This is a genomic window from Aeromonas sp. R4-3 (assembly GCF_040908275.1).
GTDB classification, from domain to species: Bacteria; Pseudomonadota; Gammaproteobacteria; order Enterobacterales; family Aeromonadaceae; genus Aeromonas; species Aeromonas rivipollensis.
Genome location: NZ_JBFODK010000022.1, coordinates 53,767 through 77,041 on the forward strand (window position 1 = coordinate 53,767; position 23,275 = coordinate 77,041).

At 62.4% G+C, this 23,275-nt stretch carries 23 protein-coding genes and 1 pseudogene; 10 read left to right on the forward strand and 14 right to left on the reverse strand.

Annotation, left to right across the window (positions count from 1 at the left end; all coding sequences use genetic code 11):
- Nucleotides 1-2 precede the first annotated feature (2 nt).
- A complete protein-coding gene (locus tag AB5Y91_RS05555; RefSeq protein WP_368169258.1) occupies nt 3-1,436 on the forward strand; it encodes a DUF2867 domain-containing protein in 1,434 nt (477 codons plus the stop codon).
- Between the two features lie 178 nt (nt 1,437-1,614).
- Nucleotides 1,615-2,871, forward strand: a complete 1,257-nt coding sequence (locus AB5Y91_RS05560; RefSeq protein ID WP_368169259.1) for a malic enzyme-like NAD(P)-binding protein — start codon at nt 1,615-1,617, stop codon at nt 2,869-2,871.
- Between the two features lie 65 nt (nt 2,872-2,936).
- On the opposite strand, the gene AB5Y91_RS05565 is transcribed toward AB5Y91_RS05560, so the two are convergent.
- The 5 genes and pseudogenes from AB5Y91_RS05565 to trmA all read right to left on the reverse strand — a co-directional run bounded on the left by AB5Y91_RS05565 (nt 2,937) and on the right by trmA (nt 6,754).
- Nucleotides 2,937-3,116 (reverse strand): hypothetical protein, encoded by a 180-nt coding sequence (locus tag AB5Y91_RS05565; protein ID WP_163157567.1) that lies wholly within the window; start codon nt 3,114-3,116, stop codon nt 2,937-2,939.
- A 54-nt stretch (nt 3,117-3,170) separates the two neighbouring features.
- The gene (rstB, locus tag AB5Y91_RS05570; protein ID WP_368169260.1) at nt 3,171-4,496 is read right to left on the reverse strand and encodes a two-component system sensor histidine kinase RstB; all 1,326 of its coding nucleotides are present in this window, start codon (nt 4,494-4,496) and stop codon (nt 3,171-3,173) included.
- A 108-nt stretch (nt 4,497-4,604) separates the two neighbouring features.
- Nucleotides 4,605-4,694, reverse strand: a pseudogene (locus AB5Y91_RS05575) (two-component system response regulator RstA); the annotation flags it as partial.
- 25 nt (nt 4,695-4,719) lie between these two features.
- A complete protein-coding gene (rstA, locus tag AB5Y91_RS05580) occupies nt 4,720-5,427 on the reverse strand; it encodes a two-component system response regulator RstA (RefSeq protein ID WP_368169261.1) in 708 nt (235 codons plus the stop codon).
- Between the two features lie 220 nt (nt 5,428-5,647).
- Nucleotides 5,648-6,754 (reverse strand): tRNA (uridine(54)-C5)-methyltransferase TrmA, encoded by a 1,107-nt coding sequence (trmA, locus tag AB5Y91_RS05585; protein ID WP_368169262.1) that lies wholly within the window; start codon nt 6,752-6,754, stop codon nt 5,648-5,650.
- Between the two features lie 169 nt (nt 6,755-6,923).
- Between trmA and AB5Y91_RS05590 the strand changes: the two genes are divergently transcribed.
- From AB5Y91_RS05590 to AB5Y91_RS05625, 8 genes are all read left to right on the forward strand, one after another.
- Nucleotides 6,924-8,060, forward strand: a complete 1,137-nt coding sequence (locus AB5Y91_RS05590; RefSeq protein WP_368169302.1) for a DUF5610 domain-containing protein — start codon at nt 6,924-6,926, stop codon at nt 8,058-8,060.
- 85 nt (nt 8,061-8,145) lie between these two features.
- Nucleotides 8,146-8,679, forward strand: coding sequence for an ATP--cob(I)alamin adenosyltransferase (locus tag AB5Y91_RS05595; RefSeq protein ID WP_025328733.1), 534 nt, complete (start codon nt 8,146-8,148; stop codon nt 8,677-8,679).
- Nucleotides 8,680-8,776: 97 nt separating this feature from the next.
- A complete protein-coding gene (locus AB5Y91_RS05600; RefSeq protein WP_368169263.1) occupies nt 8,777-10,459 on the forward strand; it encodes an HAD-IIIC family phosphatase in 1,683 nt (560 codons plus the stop codon).
- A complete protein-coding gene (locus AB5Y91_RS05605; protein WP_139744724.1) occupies nt 10,452-10,676 on the forward strand; it encodes an acyl carrier protein in 225 nt (74 codons plus the stop codon). Before AB5Y91_RS05600 ends, AB5Y91_RS05605 begins: the two co-directional genes overlap by 8 nt.
- Nucleotides 10,673-11,437 carry an AAC(3) family N-acetyltransferase gene (locus tag AB5Y91_RS05610; RefSeq protein ID WP_234677685.1) on the forward strand — a complete coding sequence of 255 codons (765 nt, stop codon included), beginning with the start codon at nt 10,673-10,675 and terminating at the stop codon, nt 11,435-11,437. Before AB5Y91_RS05605 ends, AB5Y91_RS05610 begins: the two co-directional genes overlap by 4 nt.
- Entirely contained in the window at nt 11,427-11,828 is a 402-nt protein-coding gene (locus tag AB5Y91_RS05615) for a VOC family protein (RefSeq protein WP_234677686.1), read from the forward strand. Before AB5Y91_RS05610 ends, AB5Y91_RS05615 begins: the two co-directional genes overlap by 11 nt.
- Before the next feature lie 2 nt (nt 11,829-11,830).
- On the forward strand, nt 11,831-13,174 hold the full coding sequence (locus AB5Y91_RS05620; RefSeq protein ID WP_368169303.1) for a DUF4910 domain-containing protein: 1,344 nt from the start codon (nt 11,831-11,833) through the stop codon (nt 13,172-13,174).
- Between the two features lie 102 nt (nt 13,175-13,276).
- The gene (locus tag AB5Y91_RS05625; protein WP_234677688.1) at nt 13,277-14,392 is read left to right on the forward strand and encodes a bifunctional 2-polyprenyl-6-hydroxyphenol methylase/3-demethylubiquinol 3-O-methyltransferase UbiG; all 1,116 of its coding nucleotides are present in this window, start codon (nt 13,277-13,279) and stop codon (nt 14,390-14,392) included.
- Nucleotides 14,393-14,526: 134 nt separating this feature from the next.
- Here AB5Y91_RS05625 and malZ read toward each other — a convergent pair whose 3' ends face one another.
- From malZ to AB5Y91_RS05670, 9 genes are all read right to left on the reverse strand, one after another.
- Nucleotides 14,527-16,356 (reverse strand): maltodextrin glucosidase, encoded by a 1,830-nt coding sequence (gene malZ, locus AB5Y91_RS05630; protein WP_290030558.1) that lies wholly within the window; start codon nt 16,354-16,356, stop codon nt 14,527-14,529.
- A gap of 31 nt (nt 16,357-16,387) precedes the next feature.
- Nucleotides 16,388-17,236, reverse strand: coding sequence for an HDOD domain-containing protein (locus tag AB5Y91_RS05635; RefSeq protein ID WP_368169264.1), 849 nt, complete (start codon nt 17,234-17,236; stop codon nt 16,388-16,390).
- 69 nt (nt 17,237-17,305) lie between these two features.
- Complete coding sequence (locus AB5Y91_RS05640; RefSeq protein WP_234676415.1) at nt 17,306-17,725, reverse strand: META domain-containing protein; 420 nt, start codon at nt 17,723-17,725, stop codon at nt 17,306-17,308.
- A gap of 299 nt (nt 17,726-18,024) precedes the next feature.
- On the reverse strand, nt 18,025-19,386 hold the full coding sequence (yegD, locus tag AB5Y91_RS05645) for a molecular chaperone (protein WP_139744718.1): 1,362 nt from the start codon (nt 19,384-19,386) through the stop codon (nt 18,025-18,027).
- A 91-nt stretch (nt 19,387-19,477) separates the two neighbouring features.
- Nucleotides 19,478-20,467 (reverse strand): 2-hydroxyacid dehydrogenase, encoded by a 990-nt coding sequence (locus AB5Y91_RS05650; protein WP_025328728.1) that lies wholly within the window; start codon nt 20,465-20,467, stop codon nt 19,478-19,480.
- Between the two features lie 77 nt (nt 20,468-20,544).
- Nucleotides 20,545-21,024, reverse strand: a complete 480-nt coding sequence (locus AB5Y91_RS05655) for a CreA family protein (RefSeq protein WP_171275209.1) — start codon at nt 21,022-21,024, stop codon at nt 20,545-20,547.
- A 20-nt stretch (nt 21,025-21,044) separates the two neighbouring features.
- Nucleotides 21,045-21,491 (reverse strand): DUF962 domain-containing protein, encoded by a 447-nt coding sequence (locus AB5Y91_RS05660; protein ID WP_368169265.1) that lies wholly within the window; start codon nt 21,489-21,491, stop codon nt 21,045-21,047.
- Between the two features lie 138 nt (nt 21,492-21,629).
- The gene (locus AB5Y91_RS05665; RefSeq protein WP_171275211.1) at nt 21,630-22,493 is read right to left on the reverse strand and encodes a hypothetical protein; all 864 of its coding nucleotides are present in this window, start codon (nt 22,491-22,493) and stop codon (nt 21,630-21,632) included.
- A 187-nt stretch (nt 22,494-22,680) separates the two neighbouring features.
- On the reverse strand, nt 22,681-23,067 hold the full coding sequence (locus AB5Y91_RS05670) for a TraR/DksA C4-type zinc finger protein (protein ID WP_025328724.1): 387 nt from the start codon (nt 23,065-23,067) through the stop codon (nt 22,681-22,683).
- Nucleotides 23,068-23,275 lie beyond the last annotated feature (208 nt).

A 23,275-nucleotide genomic window follows, 5' to 3' on the forward strand; every position in this document is an offset into this window, starting at 1 on the left:
GAATGCGAAACTGTCTGGTGATGGGTGCGGCGGGTTACATAGGTTCCTATCTGGTACCCCACCTGCAAGGGTTGGGTTACAGGGTCATCGCCGGGGCGCGCCGCCCCTGCCGCCTGCCGGAGGGGGTGGAGTTTCGTCTCGCCGACAGCCTCAAGCCCATCACCCTGTTGCCGGCCCTTGCCGGGGTGGATACCGTCTTCTATCTGGTGCACGCCATGGGGGCAGGCGCCGGTTTTCACCGGCTGGAGCAGCAGGGGGTGAAGAACTTCGCCGCCGCCGCCCGCGCCGCCGGGGTGCGCCGCATCGTCTATCTGGGGGCCATACAACCGATCCCCTGCAACAGTCGCCACCTCAACTCCCGTCGCCACTGCGGCGAGCTGTTTCGGGAGGCGGGGGTGCCCACGGTGGAGCTGCGGGCCGGCATCATCATAGGGCCCGGCTCCGCCGCATTCGAGGTGATGCGGGATCTGGTGTTCAACCTGCCCATGATGGTGACGCCCAAGTGGGTGCGCTCCCGCACGCCCCCCATAGCCCTCTCCAACCTGCTGCACTATCTGGGCGGCCTGGTGGAGGCGCAAGGGGTGGATGGCCGCATCTTCAACGCGGCCGGCCCCGAGCTGCTCAGCTATCAGCAGCAGTTGCAGAAGTTTGCCGCCCACATCGGCAAGCGCTGCCCCATCATCCCTATCCCCTTCTTGAGCCCGCGGCTCTCCGCCTGGTGGCTGCAGTTTGCCACCTCTGTACCCCAACCCATCGCCAAGGCGCTGGTGGGCGGTCTCAAGCACGACATTCCGGCCGATGATGGCCCACTGCGGGCCCTGCTGCCCCAGCACCTGCTCAGCTTCGACGAGGCGCTGACGGAGAGCCTGGCGCTGGAGCAGAAGCTCGGCGCCGAGCAACAGGGGGAGGAGACGCCGCTTGGCCTGCGCTGGCGCCATCCCGAGTACGGTTTCTACGATCGCACCGCCAGCGGGGAGGCCGAGTGCCTCGCCTCCCCCGAGGTGGTGTGGCAGGTGCTGCAGCAGTTGGGGGGCGAGCAGCGCTACTTCTACATGAACGAGCTGTGGGTGGTGCGCGAATGGATGGATCACCTGATCGGTGGCCCGGCGCTCACCCGGGGTCGCACCAATCCGGATCGCTTCGTGAAGGGGGACATGCTGGACTCCTGGCAGATCCTCGGGGTGGACGAGGGGCGCAGGCTGGATCTCTTGTTCAACATGAAGGCCCCCGGCGTCGGGCGGCTGGAGTTCAACATCCAGCCCCAGGAGTCCGGCCTGACCCGGCTGCGGGTGACCGCCCACTGGCACCCCCAGGGCGCCTGGGGGCTGGCCTACTGGCTCGCCATGCTGCCCTTCCACCTCTTCATCTTCCAGGGGATGACGGAGGCCATCGCCCGCCAGGCGGAGGCGAGGGCCGGTATTCCCGTGATGGACTGAAATCGAATCTATAACTAAATAGGTATTTGATGGCGGCAGGAGATGCTGCTGAGTCAGCTGTCAGTGCGACTTGGCGATATTTTCTGCTGTGAAAGGGGGCGGGTTTTCTTTATGATCCCCAGCCCTCGCCACTGGCGAGCCAATGCACCACTCATTCACTTCCGTATCGGGGTCCCCCATGTCCGATCTGCGTCACGATCTTCGTCAACAAGCGCTCGATTACCACGCCCAGCCCATTCCCGGCAAGATAGCCATAGCCCTCACCAAGCCCGCCGAGACCGCGCGGGATCTGGCCCTGGCCTACAGCCCTGGCGTCGCCGAGCCGGTGCGCGAAATCGCCGCCAACCCGGCCGATGCCTACCGCTACACCGGCAAGGGCAACCTGGTGGCCGTCATCTCCAACGGCACCGCCATCCTGGGGCTGGGCAATCTGGGGCCGCTGGCCTCCAAGCCGGTGATGGAGGGCAAGGCACTGCTGTTCAAGCGCTTCGCCGGCATCGACGCCATCGACATCGAGGTGAAGCACGAGACCAGCCAGCAGTTCATCGACACTGTCGCTGCCATCGCCGACACCTTCGGTGGCATCAACCTGGAAGACATCAAGGCTCCCGAGTGCTTCGAGATAGAGCAGGCGCTGATCGAGCGCTGCGACATTCCGGTGTTCCACGATGATCAGCACGGCACCGCCATCGTCACCGCCGCCGGCCTGCTCAACGCGCTGGAAGTGCAGGGCAAGCGCATCGAACAGAGCCGCATCGTCTGCATGGGCGCCGGTGCCGCCGCCACCGCCTGCATGGATCTGCTGATCAAGTGCGGCGCTGCGCCACAGAACATCTTCATGCTGGACCGTCAGGGGGTGATCCACAGCGGTCGCACCGATCTGAACCAGTACAAGCAGCGCTTCGCCAACGACACGCCCCTGCGTACCCTGATGGATGTCATCGACGGGGCGGACGTGTTTGTCGGTGTCTCCGGCCCGGACGTGCTGCCTGCGGAGGCGGTGGCGCTGATGGCCCCCAATCCGGTGATCTTCGCCTGCTCCAACCCGGATCCCGAGATCAAGCCCGCCCTGGCGCACTCGGTGCGCGACGATCTCATCATGGGCACGGGTCGCTCCGACTATCCGAACCAGATCAACAACGTCATCTGCTTCCCCTTCATCTTCCGCGGCGCCCTGGATGCGCGTGCCAGCCGCATCAACGATGCCATGAAGGTAGCGGCGGTGGAGGCGATCCGTGGCCTGGTGAAAGAACCCGTACCGGCCGAGGTGCTGACCGCCGCCGGGGTGAGTGCGCTCACCTTCGGCAAGGATTACGTCATTCCCAAGCCGATGGATGCCCGTCTGCTGCCTCGCGTGGCCCGCGCCGTGGCGCTGGCGGCGGTAGCCTCCGGGGTGGCGCGCATCGCGCTGCCTGCAGATTACATGCAGGATTGAGCGACTGAGCACGACAAAAGGGGCCCCATGATGGGGCCCCTTTTCATTGGGAGCTTGTGCGCCTGTTACTTGGTCTTGGGGGCCACTTTCACGGTCGGTGCGGCATGGGTCGCCTTGTGATGTTTTTTCACCACCTTGGTCTGGGTGGCCTGGGGTGCGGCAGCCTTGGTCGGGGTGGCAGCCATGGTGAAGCCGGAGGTCAGGGCGAAGACAGCAGCCAGGCTCAGGGGGATCAGCTTTTTCATATTCCAGTTCCTCGTTCGGTTTGATGACATGGAGCGGCTCTCCATGACGTCATCCTAGGGCTGCCGGGCCTGCGCTTCAGTGAGTGGCTGGTGACGGTTTGTATCCAAATGTACGGGCAGCCTGAGGCAGAAGCGGGCCCCCGTCTCGGCGGGCAGCAGTTGCACCTCGCCGCCATGGTGGCGCGCTATGCTGCGCACTATGGCGAGGCCTAAGCCCGTGCCGCCGGTGCGCCTGTCCCGGCTCTGATCCAGCCGCACGAAGGGCTCGAAGATCTGGGGCGCCAGCGCCGGATCTATGCCGGGGCCGTCGTCGGCCACCTCCAGCAGATAGTGATCCTGCTGCCGACTCATGGCGAGGCTCACCCGGCTGGCGGCATGGCGCAGGGCGTTGCCGATGAGGTTCTCCAGCGCCCTGTCCAGCAGGCGGATGTCGCCGCGCCAGGGCAGGGGATGGGCGGGAAGCTGGAGGGCGAGTCGTCTGTCCGGGCGCAGCGCCTGCCAGTCCGGGAGCCGCTCCCCGGCCCAGCGACCCAGCTCGAGATCGCTGCACTGCAGCGGCAGCTCGGGGCGATCCAGCCTGGCATAGGTGAGCATCTCCTCGATGAGGGCGTCCAGCGCGCCGAGATCCCGCTCCAGCCCCTGCTGCTCCTCGGCCGAGGGGGGCTCGGCCAGCATGGCGAGTCGGTAGCGCAGCCGCACCAGGGGGGTGCGCAGCTCGTGGGCGATGGCGTCGGTCAGCTGCTTGCGGCTGGCCAGCATGGCCTGCAACTGCTCGGCCATCTGATCGAAGGTGCGTCCCACCCGGCCCAGGCTGCTGCCGGGAGGCAGGCCGGTGCGGCAGGAGAGATCCCCGTCACCGACCCGGCGGGCCGTCTGTTCGAGCCGTTGCAGGCCGTGCCAGTGGGGGCGCAGCCAGAGCAGTATGGGCAGGCCGAGGGAGAGGCCGATGAGCAGCAGCAGGCCCACGTCCACCCAGTGCAGCTCGTGCAGATAGGAGAGATAGGGGACGGGGCCGACGATCAGCACCTGGTCGGTGCCCGGGATGCGCTGCAGGAAGGTGTCATCCTCTTCGACGATGACGATGTTGCCCGCCTCGAGGAAGGCCTGATCCTCCCTGGCCAGCGGCTGGTTGGCGAGGGCGCCGAGTTGCAGCGGCAGGTTGAGCTGCTGGCTCTGCTCCCCCATGCGGGCGGGCCAGCGTGCGGGGGGCAGCCGGGCCAGCTCGCCGGTGAGCAGCCCCAGGGAGCCCTGCATCATGTGCTCGAGATAGCGGTCCCCCGCCCGCTCGGCACTGACCTGATAGACGAGGCCGATGAGCAGGATGGCGAGGCCGAAGCAGCCGATCAGCAGCAGGTAGAACTGGATAAACAGGCGGCGCATGGGGGCTCTCCTCTTGCCTGGATTGCGTCTGGGCGCCCCCCTCATCCCCAACCCTTCTCCCGCAAGGGGAGAAGGGAGCAGAGAGCATCAAGGTCATTCGGTAACTGCTTATTCCCAGGCCTGGGGTACCAGCAGATAGCCCTTCTGGCGCACCGTCTTGATCCGGGTCGGGTTGTTGCTGTCATCCCCGGGCTTCTGGTGTGCAGGCGTGTGAGGCACCAGCTCATTCCCAGGCCTGGGGTACCAGCAGGTAGCCCTTCTGGCGCACTGTCTTGATCCGGGTCGGGTTGGTGCTGTCATCCCCGAGCCGGCGGCGCAGGCGGGAGATGGCCACGTCCATGCTGCGGTCCTGGCCGTCGTAGTCGCGGCCCCGCAGGCTGCGAAACAGCGCTTCTCGCCCCAGGATCTGGCCGGCGTGGCTGGCCAGCTCCCAGAGCAGATCGAAATCGGCGGTGGAGAGGGGCACGCTGTTGCCGTCGAGGCGCACGTCCCGCCCCGGGCCGTCGATCCGCAGGCGACCGAACTGCAGGCGCTGGGGCGGCGCGCTGAGGGCGGCCGGTTGCGGCGCCTGCCCCTGCTGGCGGAACTGGACCCGCAGTCGGGCCAGCAGCACGGGGGGCGGCGTGGTCTTGAGGATGTAGTCGTTGGCCCCGAGCTCCAGGCTGAGGATCTGGTTCATGTCGCTGTCGAGCGAGGTGAGCATGACGATGGGGCCGGTGAAGCGCGGCCGCAGATCCCGGCACAGGGAGAGGCCGTCCTGCCCCGGCAGCATGATGTCTAGCAGCACCAGGTCTGGCTGTTCGGCCTCCACCCTGGCCAGCGCGAGATCGCCCCGGGTCTCCAGCAGCACCTCTATGTCGTGGCGACCGAGCCAGCTGCTGATGAGCTGGCCTATCTCGGGATCATCTTCAACAAACAGAACGCGTGGCATGGCGGCGTGGTACCCGGCTATGGCGCGAATGCGCGTGTCGCCAGCATAACGGCTGCGCCAGCGCCCTGCACCGGGATAACTAATCAAAACAGGGCCCGAGAGCCCTTTGCACCCTTCTCCCCTGGCGGGAGAAGGGTGGGGATGAGGGGGGAGTTTGGTCCGCCTTGTGGCGTAGATACCCCCGATTTCCATGTGGCGGGCCGGGGGGAGGCGGTTCGAATCAGCCCGCCTTGCGCTTCAAGTACACCCCGGCTTCCATATGGTGGGTCCAGGGGAACTGGTCGAACAGGGCGAAGCGGGCGATCTCGTGGGTCTCGCCCAGCACCGCCATGTTGGCCTGCAGGGTCTCGGGGTTGCAGGAGATGTAGAGGATGTTGTCGTACTCCTGCACCAGCCGGACTGTGGCGTCATCGAGGCCGGCACGGGGCGGGTCGACGAAGATGGTGTTGCACTGGTAAGCGCCGAGATCGACCCCCTTGAGGCGGTTGAACTCCCGCTCGCCGCGCATCGCCATGGTGAACTCCTCCGCCGACATGCGCAGTATGATCAGGTTGTCCACTCCGTTGGCGGCGATGTTGAACTGGGCAGAATCCACGCTCGGCTTGGCGATCTCGGTGGCCAGCACCTTGCGGAAGTTCTGCGCCAGGGCGATGGAGAAGTTGCCGTTGCCGCAGTAGAGCTCCAGCAGGTCACCCTCGCTGCCGCGGGTGACATCCAGCGCCCAGCCCAGCATCTGCTCGTTGATGGCGGCATTGGGCTGGGTGAAGCTGTTCTCCACCTGCTTGTAGACCAGCTCGCGACCCTGCACGTTGAGCCGCTCGATGACGAACTCCTCCCCCAGGCAGATCTTCTGCTTGTGGGCGCGACCAATCAGTTGCAGATCGAACCCCTGGGCCCGCAGGTCGGCCTGCAGGGCCTCTGCGGCCTGCTGCCACTCCGCCTCCAGCTTGCGGTGGTAGAGCAGGCTGACGCAGAGCTGGCCGGACTGGGTGGAGAGGTAGTCTATCTGGAACAGCTTGCGGCGCAGCACCGGGTGCGGGCGCAGCCCTGCCAGCAGCACCGGCATCAGCCGGTTGATGAGCAGGCTGGCGGTGGGGAAGCTGTCGACCCGGATGATCTCCTTGGTGGCCTGGGCATACATGCAGTGGAAGAGGTCATCCCCCTCGTGCCAGATGCGGAACTCGGCACGCATCCGGTAGTGCTCGGCGGGGGAGGCATGGACCTCAAGCGCGGGCGGGTTGAAGTCGGCGAACAGCTGGGTGAGGCGATCGCGCTTCTCGTCGAGCTGGGCCTGGTAGTCGGCGGGGGTCCGCTGGGATTGGGTCATAGATACCTCAGATGCACACCGGCAGGGCCGGGCAGAAACCGGGGGAAGGCCGCAGCCAACCAAAGGGTGGGGATTTTAAAAGGCCGTCGCGGATTGTCCAAGTTTTTTGTGGTCAAGAAGTGGTCAGTCGGGCCGATAACCGATCCACCACTATGGCGGGAGAGTGATGATGCAGATCGATGGCATGGGCGCAGCCCAACCCAAGGGAGTGGGCATTGCTCCCAAATCGCCTCAACAGGCAGAGTCGAAACCGGCAGGCAGCGGGGAGGAGGTCTCCCTGAACAAGCCCCCGAAGTGGGCCCAGGTGCTGATCCAGCAGGCGCTGCAATTCGCGCTGGAGATCAATGGCCAGCACTATCAGGCCCCCAGGAGTCAGGAGTTCAAGCTGAGCCCGCCGGAGGCTATCACCCCGGAGACCCTGTTCGATTACGAGGCGGTGGCGGACAACGTGCTGCAGTTCGTCACCGGACGGCTGGGGGCGGCCCGTGCCGACGGCAAGTCGGATGAGGATCTGGCCAAGATGATGGAGCAGGCCCGCAAAGGGGTGGAGATGGGCTTCGGCGACGCCAGAAAGCAGCTCGGGGACTGGGCGGACAACGAGGACATCAAGACCGGCATGGATCAGAGCTACAAGCTGATCCAGGAGGGACTGGAGTCCTTCGAGCAAGAGTTCTTTGGCGAGGTTTCGACCACGGATCTCGGGGCGGCCAAGATGGCCAGCCGGCAACAGGCCTTCCTCGAGATCGAGACCCGGGACGGGGACAAGGTGATGCTGCGCTTTAGTGACAGTTGGCAGTTCAAGTCCCGAAGCGACGAGAGCGGCAACCAGTTCAGCCTCAAGTCGAGCCAGAGCTTCGACTTCTCCCTGGAGGGGGATCTCGACAGTGGCGAGATGGACGCCATCGGCAAGCTGGTCAAGGGGCTGGACGAGCTGGCCGGCCAGTTCTTCGGGGGCGGGGAGGGCAAGACCCTGGCTGACAGGCTGGATGGGTTGCAACTGGACGACAGCCAGCTGGCCTCCTACTCCCTCAAGCTCAAGCAGTCGGCCCGCTTGAGCCAGACCTATCAGGGGGCCCATTCGCTGCAGGAGGGGCTCAAGCCGCTGGCGGACTACCTGCCGAAGCTGAGTCAGCTGCAGCAGCAGGCCGATGCCCTGTTGCCGCCTGCCCAGCAGCAGGCGTTGACCCCTGCGGTGCTGGCGGCGCGAGGCCAGAGCGAGGCGGCCGAGGGCGCCGGTTTCATGGGCTTCAACCAGCGGATGCTGGCGGCCATGAGGCAGCTCGGCCAGCAGATGGCGACGAGCTGATCCCGGCTCGTCGCCCCTCTGATGCGGCGTTTGCCAGCCTGGGCCCGGGCTGGCACACTGCCCTTTTCTCCAGCCAGACGATGCCATGAACCCCAAGAAGCCAAGAGACAAGCGCGAGCTCTGCTACCCCTTCATCTTCGAGACCCAGTTCCAGTGCGACTACGAGATCGCCACCGACGAGCTCTGCTGCCAGGTGGGGGCCGTGCTGTCCCACCTGGTGCCGGATGCAGACACCCAGCCCATGCTGGCGGATCTGGCGATCTTGCAGCGGCTCATCTACAACCTCAACGGCTCGGTGCGCGGCAGGCTCGGGATCTTCGAGGAGGATCTGGACTGGCTGAAGGGGCGTTACGATCACTACAACGAGGCGAGCCGCGGCCGGGTCACCGGTTTCGTGCTGCCCCAGGGACCCCAACCCATCCCCACCCTGCACCTGTGCCGCTGCGGCAGCAAGAAGGTGGTGCGCCTGCTGGTGCGCCTCGAAGAGAGCGGCGTGCGCTTCGATCCCATCCTCTACCGTTTCGCCAACCTGCTGGCGAACTTCTTCTTCGTGCTCACCGTCTACCTCAAGCAGGCGTGGGATGTGACTGAAGTGCCCTATGTCAGCATCAACTACTGAAGATGGCTGAAAAAGCTTTTGTTTTTCATGAAGATCAAACACGATCATCCCATTTGTCGGTCGCCGGGATGGTTCCGGTAGTGCAGTGGGGAAGGTCATGACCATGCTTCATCTCAGTGGCAGTTCGTTCTTGATGCCGGGCAACCTTGCCTGGCGACCTCTTGCAGAATATGGCGAGGTGCAGGTGGCTCCCCATGGTCAGTGGCTGCAGACGCTGATGAACCAGGCTGCCGATGCCGCGGCCCAGACTCACATCATCATCTGGCTGTGGGAAGATCTGGTGCCAGTCCAGACCCTGCAGGCATGGGGTCGTCTGACGCAGGATGAGCAGCAGTTGGCCGTAGCCGCTTTCGTCGATGCGCTCTGCAAGCCCCTGTTGCAGTATCTGCAGCGCCGCCCGCAGGATCATCTGCTGGTCGGTGCCTGCAGCCACGCGCCACTCTCCGTCTATGGCCCGGCCCCTGCCGCGCTCGCCGCGCTGGCAAGTGCGTTTGAGCAGCAGATGGCTCGCCTGCGGCAGCAACAACCCGGCATGGACGATCTGCACCTGCCGCTCTGGCTGCAACAGCATGGCCGACATCACTGCTTTGACCGGCGCAACCTCTATCTGATGTCCTGCCCCTTCTCCATGGTCGGTCTGGCCAGCCTGGCGCAGTGGATTGTCCCCTTGTTGCAGCGGCTGCAGCAACCCGCCCACAAGGTGCTGGTGCTCGACTGTGACAATACCCTGTGGGGAGGCGTGGTTGGCGAAGACGGTGTGGGTGGCATCCTGCTGGGGCAGGATGGGGTGGGGCGTCTCTATCAGGCCTTCCAGCAGGCCGCCTGTTACTGGCACGGGCAGGGCGTCATATTGGCGCTCTGTTCCAAGAATCTGGCCGACGATGTGTGGCGGCTGTTCGATGAGCACCAAGGCATGGTGCTTGAGCTCCATCACATTGCTGCCGCTGAAATCGGCTGGGAGTCCAAGTCTCAGGGATTGCACCGGCTGGCGGAGCGGCTGAATGTCGGGTTGGACAGTTTGGTTTTCTGGGATGACAGCGAGCTGGAACGTGCTGAAGTCCGGGCCAATTGTCCCGAAGTGATGGTGGTCACCCCCCCTGCCGACATCTGGGGGTGGCCGGATGCCCTGATGACGCTGCCGGCCCTGTGCAGTCGCCACCAGAGTCAGGATGACGGCCTGCGCCAGCATTCCTATCAGGCGCAAGCCCAGGCAAATGAGGTGCGTCAGCAACTGGGCGATGAGCACGCCTTCTTGCGGCAATTGGCGCTGCATGCCGACTGGCAGCCGCTCTCCCCGGGCAACCAGTTGCGAGCCGAACAACTCAGCCAGAAGACCAATCAGTTCAATCTCTCTGCCCGCCGCTATCAGGCGGCGGAACTGGCCCGGCTGGCCGCTGAGGGTGGTGAGGTCTGGCTGGCTAGCTTACGGGACAGATTTGCCGACCACGGTATGACGGCTCTGCTGGTGGTGCGCCCGCTCGACGAGGGCAGGGCGCTGCTGGATACCCTGGCCATCAGTTGCCGGGTGCTGGGACGTGGTTTCGAATACTGGCTGCTGGCGCAACTGGTGAACCGGTTGCAGGCGCAAGGCAGGACCGAACTGGTCATCAGCCTGGTCGCTACAGAGCGTAATCTGCCGGCACGGGATTTTCTGGCGAGCCTGCCAACCCGGCCGATAACCACTCCAGCGGGGTTGATGCCGCTGGCGGACGAGGTGTTTCTCAGCCTGGCTCTCCCCTCCCTCTCTCTCCCTTTTTTGGAGTTTTATGCCAATGAATGACCTTATCGCGCTGGCACGCCAGCAGTTCCCCCAGGCCAGCGTCAATGAACAGTCAGCCCTCGGCAGTTTTCCCGAGTGGGACTCTCTGGGCCACTTCAACCTGCTGTTGCTGGTCGAGCAGCACTATGGCGTGCGTTTCGAGCCGAACGAGCTGGCTGAGCTGAAGAGTCTGGCCGACATCAAGCAAGCTTTGCTGCGCAAAGGGGTCGCCGTGTGAAGCAGGCGTTCGAGCAGGCGCTGACCGAGTTGGGGATCCCCAGAGGCGGCGCCCTGATGGTGCACTCGGATGCCATGGTGGTGGCCCAGTTTGCCGGCATGGGCAACGCCGCGGGCATCGCAGCCTTCTGGACATACCTAGAGCAGTGGCTGGGCGGGCACTTGTTGGTGCCGACCTTCAGTTATAGCCCGATGGCGGGCGAGTGCTTCGATTCTGCGCAGACCCCGAGCAAGGTGGGGCTGATGACGGAAGTATTCCGGCAGCGTGAAGGCGTGGTGCGTACGCTGGATCCCATCTTCAGTATGGCGATAAGTGGCCCATATGGACCCTCTCTGGTGGCCCGGGAGTGTCACGATTGTTTCGGCCAAGAGAGCCCCTTTGGCTGGCTGGCGGAGCAAGATGGCTGGCTGCTGGGGCTGGGTTGTCACCCTGACCGTATCACCTTCACCCACTACGTAGAGCAGAGGCTGGCCGTCGCCTACCGCTATCACAAAGCATTTGCGGGTCAGGTGCGAGTAGACGGCCGCTTGCGGGAGTGGCAGGCAAACTACTATGTGCGCGACCTGTCTCTGGCCAGCGAGATCGACCTCTCCCGGCTGGTGGCCTTGCTGCAGGCTCGGGGTGTCTGGCGCCAGGCTCTGTGCCAGCGGGTGCCTGTCTGGGCCGTCTCGTGCCGCGATTTTATGCTGGCTGCCGGCGAGTTAATGGCGGTGGCACCATACGCCCTGATCCGGGCGGGAGCAGTGCCTCATGCAATTTGATCATATTGGACTGGTCGTGCCGGACCTGGCTAGCGGTGTGGCCTATTGTCGCGACGTGCTGGGGCTGAACCGCTTCTCGGTGGCAGTTGAAGATCCACTGCAGCGGGTCTGGGTGCAGTTTGTACACGATGAAAATGGGCTGTGTTACGAACTGGTTGCCCCGGCCAGTGAGGACAGCCCCGTGACTCAGGTACTCAAGACCCGGCGCAATGTCATCAACCATCTTGCCTATCGGGTGCCTTGCCTGCAGGAGAGCGCCGTCAGACTGCGTGAGCAACGTCATCTTCCTCTAGGACCCAGCCAGCCGGCAATCGCCTTTGGTGGATCTCATGTCCAGTTTTTTCTAAGCCCCTTGGGGCATATTGTTGAGCTGATTGAGGACGTTGCATGACAATGACAACACCGATGCATACTGGTGGTTATCTTCCCATAGACTGGAGCGATCAGGCTCAACTCGGTGAACAGCTGCATCGATTCTTAACCTTGCTGTTCCCACTCAATCGTAGCCTGACTGGTGAGGGGGTTCGGCAAACACTCTCCTTGATCCGGCAGCACTGCTTGCCTGATTTGACCATCCATGAGGTGGAAAGCGGGACCACATGCTTCGACTGGACAGTGCCCGATGAGTGGAATGTAAGGCAGGCTTATATCGTAGGGCCTGACGGGCACAAGGTCGTTGACTTCAAGGACAGCAACTTGCACCTGGTCGGTTATTCTGAGCCAGTGCGTTGTACCCTGTCGCTGGCAGAATTGCAGCCATATCTGCATTCATTGCCCGAACTGCCGGACGCTATCCCCTATATCACATCTTATTACCAGCGCCGTTGGGGCTTTTGTTTACCCCATAATGTGCGGGAAGCGTTGCCGGAAGGAAATTATGAGGTTGTGATCGATACCAGCTTGCAACCGGGCTCACTGACTTATGCAGAGTGGGTGCTATCAGGGGAGAGTGAGGAGGAGATCTTGTTATCCAGCTATGTTTGCCATCCCTCCATGGCCAACAACGAGTTGTCTGGTCCAGGCGTCGGGGTGTTTCTGATGGCCTGGCTTGCCTCCTTACCCAAGCGACGCTACAGCTATCGATTGATGCTTGTTCCAGAGACGATCGGAGCTATCGTTTATCTCTCTCGTCATCTGGAGCACCTCAAGTCTCATACGTTGGCCGGTTTTAATCTCACCTGCATGGGGGACGAGAGGTGTTACTCTTTCTTACCGTCCAGGCAGGGGAATTCTTTAGCTGATCGTATTGGACGCCATGTGCTGGGTCATATTGCACCTGATTATATGGTGTATAGCTATCTTGAGCGAGGGTCCAACGAACGTCAGTTATGTGCCCCCGGAATAGACCTGCCAGTCACAACTATGATGCGCAGCAAGTACGGTTGCTATGCCGAATACCATACCTCATTAGACGATCTTACCTTGGTCACGCCACGGGGCCTGGCGGATAGCTTCCTGGCGTTACGGCGAGCGATCGAGTGTCTGGAGTTGGATGAATGTTGTGAGGCCACCGTATTGGGCGAACCCCAGCTGGGACGACGTGGCCTCTATCCGAATCTGTCTACACGTGATTCCGGCGATCAGGTGAGGGACATGATGAACTTGCTGGCGTACAGCGATGGCCATATGAGCCTGTTTGAGATTGCCGAGGTCATCGACGTACCGTTTTGGCGGGTCGAACCCTTGGCTAGAAAGCTAATCGATGCAGGGGTTCTGCGCAGGTGTAGTCGTCGTTGAGAATAGGTACTTCGTTGCATGATGTGATGGATGAGAATCCAGAGACAACGCGTTCGAACAACCTTGTTTCATCAATCCTGATCATATCTTTAGGAGAGGATCATGAGATGTCCATATTGTCACAGTGATAACACATTGGTTTTCCTTGAACGCAAGATGCCAGCCGTTTTATCTGCCTACTCTGGTGATTTTCCGGTAAAGGTATCGGAATTGCAGGTCAGTGCCTGCAAGGATTGCCTGGTGGGGTTTGCATCCAAGAAGTTATCATCGGAAGAGCTGACGGAAATATATGACAACTATCTATATATATCTCCGCTGAATAATATCGGCGCTTCTAAGTATGACGGCATGATTAATACCATCGCCAGTCATTTTGGCAAAGATGAAAAAATATTTGAGATTGGCTGTTCAGAAGGCTATTTGTTGAAAAAACTGAACGACATCGGATTCTCCAATGTAACAGGAATTGAGCCAGGCCCCCAAGCCGATATTGCGAAGGGCTTGGGGCTTAACGTCATAAAAGGTTATTTTAATGCACGCCATGTTCAGGACAAGATAGATGGTTACTATCTTATGCATGTGTTTGAGCATTTTGAAGATCCCTTCTCCATCTTTAAATTAATGTCTGAAACCTTGAATGATACCGGAAGGATAATCATTGAGGTCCCTGACTTCGGTGGTTTCCATGTACAGCACCTCTTCTACTATAACATCTACTTCATGCAAGGCCTGGCCCGTGATAACAAACTCAAAATAATATATCACTGCGTTGAGAATGACAGTTTGAGGGTTGTCTTTGTAAAAGCTGAAAATACACGTTACAACGAAATTGAAGTGGCCTTTGATAAAGCAGGTTATATCGAGAACCTCTCAATATTTAAGCAGCGGTGCGATGCATCTCGCAATAGAGTCAATGCCTTTCTCAGAAAGGCAGGCAGCGTCGTTTGGTGGGGGGCTGGTTCTGCATCCGTTATTTTGTTGAACGGGGTTGAGAAAGAGGTTTTGGATGGCACAAATATCATGGTCGTTGATGGCGATCAGAATAAAGCCGGTCGCACTGTGCCTGGAGTGAATCTCAAGGTGAGTTATTTTGAGAAAATCCGTAATAAGCATGTCAGTAACCTGGTGATTGCATCAAGTTTCTATAAAGAAATATTTGAGACAATGAAGGCTAACGGAATCACATATGATCATGTCGAAGTGTTTAGTGATGCCTGATTAAAGGCTTAAGAGTGGTGAGGATCGTCAGGGTGACATGCAGTAAATCATTTTAATTTTACTGGTAGGGAATTTAAGTCTGCCGGTAATAATGGCGGGACAGAGCCCGCCATTTATTTGATAGTATCTCTTCATCAGCTGGAGAGCAGCACCCTGGCCGAGTTGGCCGGTATGGTGAGCTGCACCTCCCCTTGCACCACCTCGAACTTGTCGCCGTTGAAGGCGTCGGTGAAGCGGCTGGCGGGGCTGGCGGTCTGCCACAGGGGCAGGCTGATGGTGCGCGGCTCGGTCGGGTGGCGGTTGCAGGCCACCACCACCTGATCGCTTTGCAGGGTGCGGGCGAACACATAGCTGTGAGGGCCGGCGTAGAGGGTCTGGATGTCGCCCCGGCGCAGGGCCGGACGCTGGCGGCGCAGCTGGATCAGGCGGCGATAGTGATCGTGCAGCACATGATCCCAGTCGGTGGTGTCCCAGGGGAAGCAGCGACGGCAGTCCGGATCGTTGCCGCCGGAGAGCCCCACCTCGTCGCCGTAGTAGATGGAGGGCACGCCTATGTAGGTGATGAGCAGGGTGGCGGCGAGCCGCATGCGCTGCTTGTCCTCCCCCAGCAGGTGGAGGAAGCGGGCGGTGTCGTGGCTGTCCAGCAGGTTGAACTGGGCCAGTTGGTTCTTGAACGGGATATGGGCCCGGGCCAGCTTGAGCCATCTGTCCAGCTCCTCGGCGCTGATCTTGATGGGGTGATAGGCGATGTCCTGCCCCGCCAGGAAGGCGCGGATGGGGTGGGCGAAGCCGTAGTAGTTCATGGCGCCGTCCTCCTGATCCCCCTGCAGCCACTGGCTCGCCTCGAAGAAGTGTTCGCCGAGCACGTAAGCGTCCGGGTTCTCCTGCTTGACGGCGCCGCGAATGGCCCGCACATGGCCGCTGTTGCCCATGGCCGAGCCCCGCTCTCCCAGCATGTGGATGACGTCGAAGCGCCAGCCGTCGATCTGGTAGGGGGCGCGCATCCAGTAGCGCAGAATGGCGTTGTCTGCCCGATACACGGCGTCCTGCACCTGCTCGCTGGCGAAGTCCAGCTTGGGCAGGCTGCGAATGCCTTTCCAGCTGACATAATCCCCTTCCTTGTCGAAGGTGTAGAAGCTGCGCCAGGGGGAGTCAGGGTTGCTCTGGGCCCCCAGCGGCGGGCAGAACCAGGGGTGGTCGGTGGAGGTGTGGTTGACCACGGCGTCCAGGATGATCTTCATGCCGCGCTGATGCAGGTTGCGGGTCAGCTCGGCAAACTGGGCATTGGTGCCGAGGTGCGGATCCACGCTGTAGTAATCCTGGGTGTCGTACTTGTGGTTGCTCGGCGAATCGAAGATGGGATTGAGGTAGAGCGCCGTCACGCCGAGGGACTGCAGGTAGTGCAGCTTGGCGTCTATGCCCGCCAGATCCCCGCCGTAGAACTCGCAGGCGCCGTGGCCCTCCTCGTGGCGGCTGACCGGCTCCCCCCAGGCCTTGCTGATGACCGCCTTGCCGCGGTACTCGTACTCGTGATGCTTGACGCTGAGCGACGGGTCGCCGTTGCAGAAGCGGTCCGGGAAGATCTGGTAGAAGACCTGATCCTGTACCCAGGTCGGCGGCTGGTGATGGCTGTTGAAGCGGAAATGCTGCTCCCGCGGCGGCATGGCGGCGCTGACGCCCGCCCCGTGCAACCACCACTGCTCCTGGTCGGTGAGGCACTTGAAGCAGTAGAGGTGGATCTCCTGCCCCTTGGCCAGCGGCAGCTCGACCTGCCAGACCTGCAGCCTGTCCCGGGTCGAGACGGGGCGCATGGCTACCAGATACTCCTCGTTGTCCGGCTCGTGGCGCAGCCACACCTCGCGGATGGGGGCGTCCAGCTCGCTGAACAGGGTGAGCAACAGGGTATCGGCACTCTCTTTGAACCAGGGTGCCACCTGGGGATGAAACAGGAAGGGATGGGTCATGGTATCTACTGCATCAGAGGGTGGCCAGAGGCTACTGGGTCAGGAGGTCGGCGAGGGCATTGCCCTGCTCGTGGAGTTGCTCCAGCTGATCCGCCAGGGTGGCGGGATCCAGCCCGAGCTGGTCGGCCAGCGGCTTGGGGAAGCGCGCTATGATGGCCTGGGCCGGTACCCCGGCGTGCCAGGCGAAGGAGACGAAGACGGAGAGCCGGATCAGCACCGCCTCCTTGCTCACCGGATCGTGGGAGAGGGGATCCAGCTGCTGGGCGATGGCATCGACGAAGGAGGCCGACAGGTTCCAGCGCTTCGCCAGCTCGGCGCCGAGCTGGGCATAGTCGTACCCCAGCATCTCCCGCTGGGCCTCGACCCGGCTGCTCCCCTTCTCGATGGCCAGGTTGATGAGCCCGGCCTCCTCCGGCAGGGTGCTCTGGATCAGCAGCTCGCCGATGTTGTGAATGAGGGCGCAGGTGAAGGCGCTCTCCGGATCCACCACCTTGGTCTGCTGGGCCAGGGTGCGGGCTATGGTGGCGACCTGGAAGGTCTGGGTCCAGAAGCGGTGCTTGTCAAAGCCAGGGGGGGCCTTGAAGCTGCTGATGATGCCGGAGGCGACCACCACGGAGCGCAAGCGGTTGAAGCCGAGGCGGATCACCGCCTGCTCGATGGAGGTCACCTCGTTGCCCCGGCGCAGGGCGGCGGAGTTGGCCATCCGCAGCACCTTGACGCTGATCACCTGGTCCATGGCGATCTTGGCCGCGATCTCGTCGATGCGGGCATTCTCATCGTTGAAACTCTGCATCAGCTCGTGCAGTAGCTGCGGGATTGTGGGCAGTTGTTTGATCTTGCCAAACAGGCGATCCATCGACATGGCTGAGGCAGCCTCCATTGCGAACAGTGCCTCATATTGTGCCACAGCTGGGCCAGTTGTTCCTGTCGGCGAGTGGTTTTGTGAGCCCTAGTACACCCAGTCTCGCAGTCTGTATTCCAAACGGTGCTGTTTTCCGGTCAGGATCAGGGTCTGTGGCGTGCCGCTCAGGGTCGCGCCCTCCATCAGGGTGGCGAGTACCGCCTGTTCGATCTGGTCGAGCCGGGGCGGGCAGGCCATGGCCGTGCTGCCGAGGCTGGTAACCCAGAGTCTGTCATCCTCGAGATGGCCCTGGCCGAAGTAGCGGTTGCACCCGGCGATGCCATTGACGGTGAAGTGCTCCCCTATCTCGATATCGGGGGGATTGACGCGGCTGCTGGGGATGGCCTGGCCATCCAGCTTGTCGAGCACCCAGTGGTGGTGCTGCAGATCTTGCGAGGCGAAGCGGGGAGTACTGCTGCAGGCGCTGAGCAGGAGCAGGGCGAGCAGCAGTAGCAGAAATCTGGGCATGGAAGGGGCTCCGGTGATGGGAGCGACAAGCATACCCGTGCCATGGCCCGGGAGGCAGGGCGAGGGGGGGCCAGCCCGACCGCTTCTGTCGCCCTCAGGGGAAGGGGGGTGTCGGTAAATGGCAACACCCGCCCCGGGCGAGCCTCGTTTCAGGCAGCAGGGGTCGCCCATGGACCCCTGCCGGTACCTCAGCCGGCAAACAGCCGCTCGGCGTAACGGGCCAGGCCCGAGGTTATCAAACCGAAGTCATCCCCTCCTTCCAGAGGGGATGTGGTGGGTAGCCTTTGGCGTGTCGGGGATCAGCCGGCGAACAGCCGTTCGGCGTAGCGGGCAAGGCCCGAAGCCACAGAGCCGAAGTCATCCCCTCCTTCCAGAGGCACTGCGGGCAGCTTCTGGCGAATGAAGGCCTTGATGAGGGGGGAGCGGGCGCTGCCACCTGTGACGAAGACCCGGTCCGGCGACACGCCAGCGGCGGCGATCGCCTCGTCCATCAGCTCGCCAATCTTCTCCAGCAGGGGGGCCGAGGCACTGGCCAGCTGAGGGCGAGTGAGTTCCGCCTCCAACCCCTTCTCCAGCTCGTTCAGGGTCTGGTGATTGAGCTCATGGTCGGACAGGGCGATCTTGCCCTGCTCGGCACGCCACACCAGCTGGTGGCTCAGCTTGTGGGCCCGCAGGCTGGCGAGCCGTGAGAGCTTGCTGCCGGGCTGGCTGTCGAGCTGCAGATCCTGCAGCTGGCGGGCGGTATCCAGGCTGTAGAAGCGGCTCTGGGCGCTGACGTCGTTGATGGCGGCCGCGTCCCAGAACAGCGGGTGGGGCAGGGGCTTGCCGGTCTTGAGGGTCTCATGCATGCCGAGCAGCGGCATCATGCCCTCCACCGTCAGGCGGATGTCGAAGTCGTTGCCGCCGATGCGCTGGCCGCTGTGGCCGAGCAGATCGCCGCTGCGATCGAGCCGATCGCGGTGGCTGGGGCCCATGCGCAGCATGGAGCAGTCCGTGGTGCCGCCGCCTATGTCCACCACCAGCACCACGGCATCCTCGGTGAGGCGCGCCTCGAACTCGAAGCCGGCGGCGACCGGCTCGTAGAGAAACTCCACCCGCTCGAAGCCGGCGAGGCGGGCAGCCTCACCCAGGATGGCGATGGCCTGGCGGTTGCTCTCCTCCCCGGCCAGCCCCTGGAAGTTGACCGGGCGACCTATCACCGCCTGGCGCACGGGGGCACCTGTCTGCTGCTCCGCCTCGTGGCGGACGTGCAGCATCATGGCGCAGACGATGTCCTCGAACAGGGCGATCTGGGGCGCCTTGAGGCCGTAGGCCCCGAGGAAGGATTTCGGCGACTTGATGTAGTAACCGTCATCCGGCTCCTCCAGGTAGCGCTCCAGCGCCGCCCCGCCGAAGCTGAGCTCGTCGATGAGCCCCTCTTCGCGCATCTGGCGACGCACCGCCTGAGCCCGGGTCACCACGGGGCCGCGCAGCTTGAGGTACTCAGCTTGCTGGGTGCTGGCCAACCGTTCGGCCAGCAGGCCGGCGATGGCGTCCCGGTGCGGGGCGTGCAGGGTGGAGGGGAGGTAGTGGGAACCGGAGAGGGTCAGCAGCCTGGGGCTGCCCTGTTCCATCACGGCGACGGCACAGTTGGAGGTACCGTAATCAAATCCGATAAACATGGCGGCCAGGCTCCTGAGTAAAAAAGGGCTGGTAGCCTACCCGATGGCGCCGGGTCTCACAACCCGGCGCCCGGTTTATTGCGCGGAAAGCTTATTCCACCTCGTTGTCGCTGCGGCCCTGGCTCTCGATGGCCTGGATGTTGCCGAGGGTGGTGTCGGCGATGGCGTGCAGCGCCTCCCGGGTCAGGAAGGCCTGGTGACCGGTGAACAGCACGTTGTGGCAGGCGGAGAGACGGCGGAAGACGTCATCGGTGATCACCTCGTTGGACTTGTCCTCGAAGAAGAGATCTTCCTCCTCCTCGTAGACATCCAGCCCCAGGGCGCCGATGCGGGAGGTCTTGAGGGCCTCGATGGCGGCGTTGGAGTCGAGCAGGCCGCCCCGGCTGGTGTTGATGATCATCACACCGTCCTTCATCTTGGCGAAGGCCTCCTTGTTCAGCAGGTGGTAGTTCTCCTTGAACAGGGGGCAGTGCAGGCTGATGACGTCGGACTGGCGCAGCAGGGTGTCGATGTCCACGTACTCGGCCCCCAGATCGATGGCCGCCTGGCTCGGGTAGGGGTCGCTCACCAGCAGGCGCATGCCGAAGCCCTTGAGGATGCGCAGGGTGGCGATGCCGATCTTGCCGGTGCCTATGATGCCGGCGGTGCGGCCGTGCATGTTGAAGCCGACCAGACCCTCCAGGGAGAAGTTGGCATCACGGGTGCGCTGGTAGGCCTTATGGATGCGGCGGTTGAGGGTCATCATCAGACCCACGGCGTGTTCGGCGACCGCCTCCGGGGAATAGGCGGGCACCCGCACCACTTTCAGCCCCAGCTCCTTGGCGGCGACCAGATCCACGTTGTTGTAACCGGCGCAGCGCAGGGCGATCACCTTGGTGCCGTTGGCGGCCAGCTCGGTCAGCACTTCCCGGTCGGCATCGTCATTGACGAACAGGCAGACCACGGGGAAGTGATGGGCCAGCCGGGCTGTCTTGGCCTCCAGCCGCACGTCGAAGAACTCCAGCTCGAAGCCGTACTGGCTGTTGGCCTGATTGAAGTGTTCCTTGTCGTAGCTCTTGGTACTGAAAACGGCGACTCTCATGGTGCGCTCTCCGCAGATAATGATGTGGTTAAATTACAACAAATAGTGACCGTCATCACGGGATAAATGGTGGGGATTCAGCCCCACGGCATGATGGGGACGGCGCTCACTGCGCTCTTGTACGAACCATCCACCAACTTGGTGCTGTAAGTCAGATAGACCAGCGCATTGCGCTTCTCGTCGTAAAAACGCACCACCTTCTGCTCCTTAAACACCAGGGAGGTGCTGACGTCGAACACCTCTTCCCCGGCTTTGAGCTTGGCGGGCAGGGTGATGGGACCTATCTGGTGGCACGACAGTGAGGCGTGGGAGGGATCTTCCGCCAGCCCGAGACCGCCCTTGACGCCCCCTGTCTTGGGGCGGGCCAGATAGCAGGCGACGCCGGCTATCTTGGGGTCGTCGAACGCCTCCACCAGGATCTTGTGATTGGGGCCGACCAGCTTGAAGGCGGTGCTCACCTCGCCGACGGGATCGGCCTTGTCGGCCAGCGCCGGGCCGGCAAACAGCATGCCCAGCAGCAGAGGCAGGGCGCGGGTGAGGGGGGAATCGTGTGTCATGGTTTCTCCTTTGGACTCCCTCAGTAGGGGATGCCCAAGCGACGATAGAGGCTGGCCAGCACCCAGGCGGGGCCTACCAGCAGAAATTGCAGGTCGGCGAGGAAGGAGGGGCGCTTCCCCTCTATCCGGTGGCCGACGAACTGGGCTACCCAGAGCAGCACGAAGCCGAACAGGGCGGGCCACAGCAAGGGTCCTTGCCAGCTGTGGCAGAAGGCCAGCCCCAGCACGGTCAGCGCCGCCATCCCCACGAACAGGGCAAACGACAGTTGCAGGTAGAAGGCCAGCACCGGAATGGCAACCAGCGCCGCCCAGTTGAGGGAGGGCGGCAAGGGCCCGGCCGGCAGGCACCAGAGCAGGGCCAGGGTGCAGAGGTCGATACCGGGCACCGCCACCTTGTGGATGGCCACATTGACCGGGTGCCGGTGGCTCTGGCCGTAGTCGCTGAACCAGTCGTCGAGTCGTTTCATGGCACCTCCCTGGTGCGGCTGGTTGAAACCGGCCCGCTTATTCCCTGCGAGCCGGTGGTCAGGGACTAACGCCCTTGTGGCGGTGAATGCTTGGCTGCGTTACTGCCCCTGCCTGGGGGGATAGTCCCGGCCCCGGCGTTACTGCCCCTGCCTGGGCGGATAGTCCCAATATTGGGCTGGAATGCTCCTGAGCAAAGGGGTCATGTCCGGGTTGGGCAGGGATATGGTGACCCGCTGCTCCAGGTTCGCGCTGGCCAGCGCCTCGCGGACCCTGGGATTCTCGTGGAAGAACTTCATGAAGCTGCCGTCGGCATAGGCCCGCTCCAGTCCGGTCTGGAGCGCCTTGGCCAGCTTGGGGGACTCTGGGCTGACGAAGAAGAACTCGGCGAAGGGGTAGCGGATCAGCAGGTGCTGCTCTATGGCGAGATTGGGGTACTGGGCCGCCAGCTCACGGCGTTCCGCGAAGATCTCCACCAGACCGCGGGGGAAGAAGTCGAGCTTGTCGCCGTCGTTGATGAGGCGGAACAGGTTGCTGTAGCGCCCCGCGTAGGTCGCTATGCCCGCCTGCTCCAGGATCTTGTTGTCGGCCCAGCCGACCCCCTGGGCCGCCTTCAGCTGCTTGAGATCTGCCAGTGTGTTGACCTGGTTGAACTTCTCCTGGGCATCGCTGTGAATGAACGACAGCCGCAGCCCTTCCAGACCGCGAAACAGCGGAATGGGGACGGGGATCAGGGCGGATTCGAGGGCGCTGGAGGTACCCATCCAGAACACATTGATGGTTTTGCCCTTGCGCAGCTCCTGCTGCAGGGTGAACTGATTGAGATTGAGATCAACCCGCTTCAGCTTGTAGGGCTGTCCGGCACGGTTGAGTGCCAGCTCCAGCAGCTTGAGCTGGTATTCGCTGTCGAGGTCATTGATCGGTCGGCTGGGGACCTTGACGGTGAGAGTCTGTGCCTGTGCCAGCAGCGGCAGGCACAAACACAGCTTGATGAGCCATTTCACGCTCTGATCTCCTGTAGAGTCCGGGACTTGCCCGGAGTCTAACAGAAGTTGTCACGCTCTTGCTGTGAAGCCGCAAACAAGGTTCATGTGCAGCCCGGCATGCTCGTCTGTCTACACGGACGCCGGTGCCTGCACACTGCCTTGCCGGCGGCCTCGTGCGACAAGGTGGTGACGGTTCACTGGCGCATCAGGCGACGCGGCGGAACACGTGGGTGTCGTTGAATTCCTTGGTGCTCTGGCACTCGACGCAGAAGCGGGACTCAGGACGAGCCTGCAGCCGTTTGAGGGAGATCTCGTCACCGCAGGATTCGCAGTAGCCAAAGTCTCCTTCATTGATGCGTCTCAGCGCCCCTTTCAGCTTGCGCAGATGCAGCTTGTCGTGCTCGATGCGGTTCAGCTCCAGACGGCGGGCCTCCTCGATGCTGGCACGATCAATTTCATCGGCCATCTCGTTGGTATCGGTGGCGATGGCCTGGCTGGCTTGGGAGTTGAGACGCTCTTCGAGCTCGAGGATTTGTCGCTCGATCTGACCCTTGTAAAAGGCCAGTTGGTCTTCAGTCATGAAATCACACATAGGGTTTGCTACCAGTCAGTTTCCCAATTTTTCCCATTTATGGGGGCTGTCGGCCCGCAGACCAAGCCCCTGTAGTCCGATTTGCACCAAATCCATGCAGGAGAGTGCAAATCAGGGCGGGCCTTGTACCAAAAAAATGCGGGTATGCAAAGCAAATAGGATAAGGATTGTGCGCCCTTGCAAAGAAATGGGCCCGTTCCGACAGGGG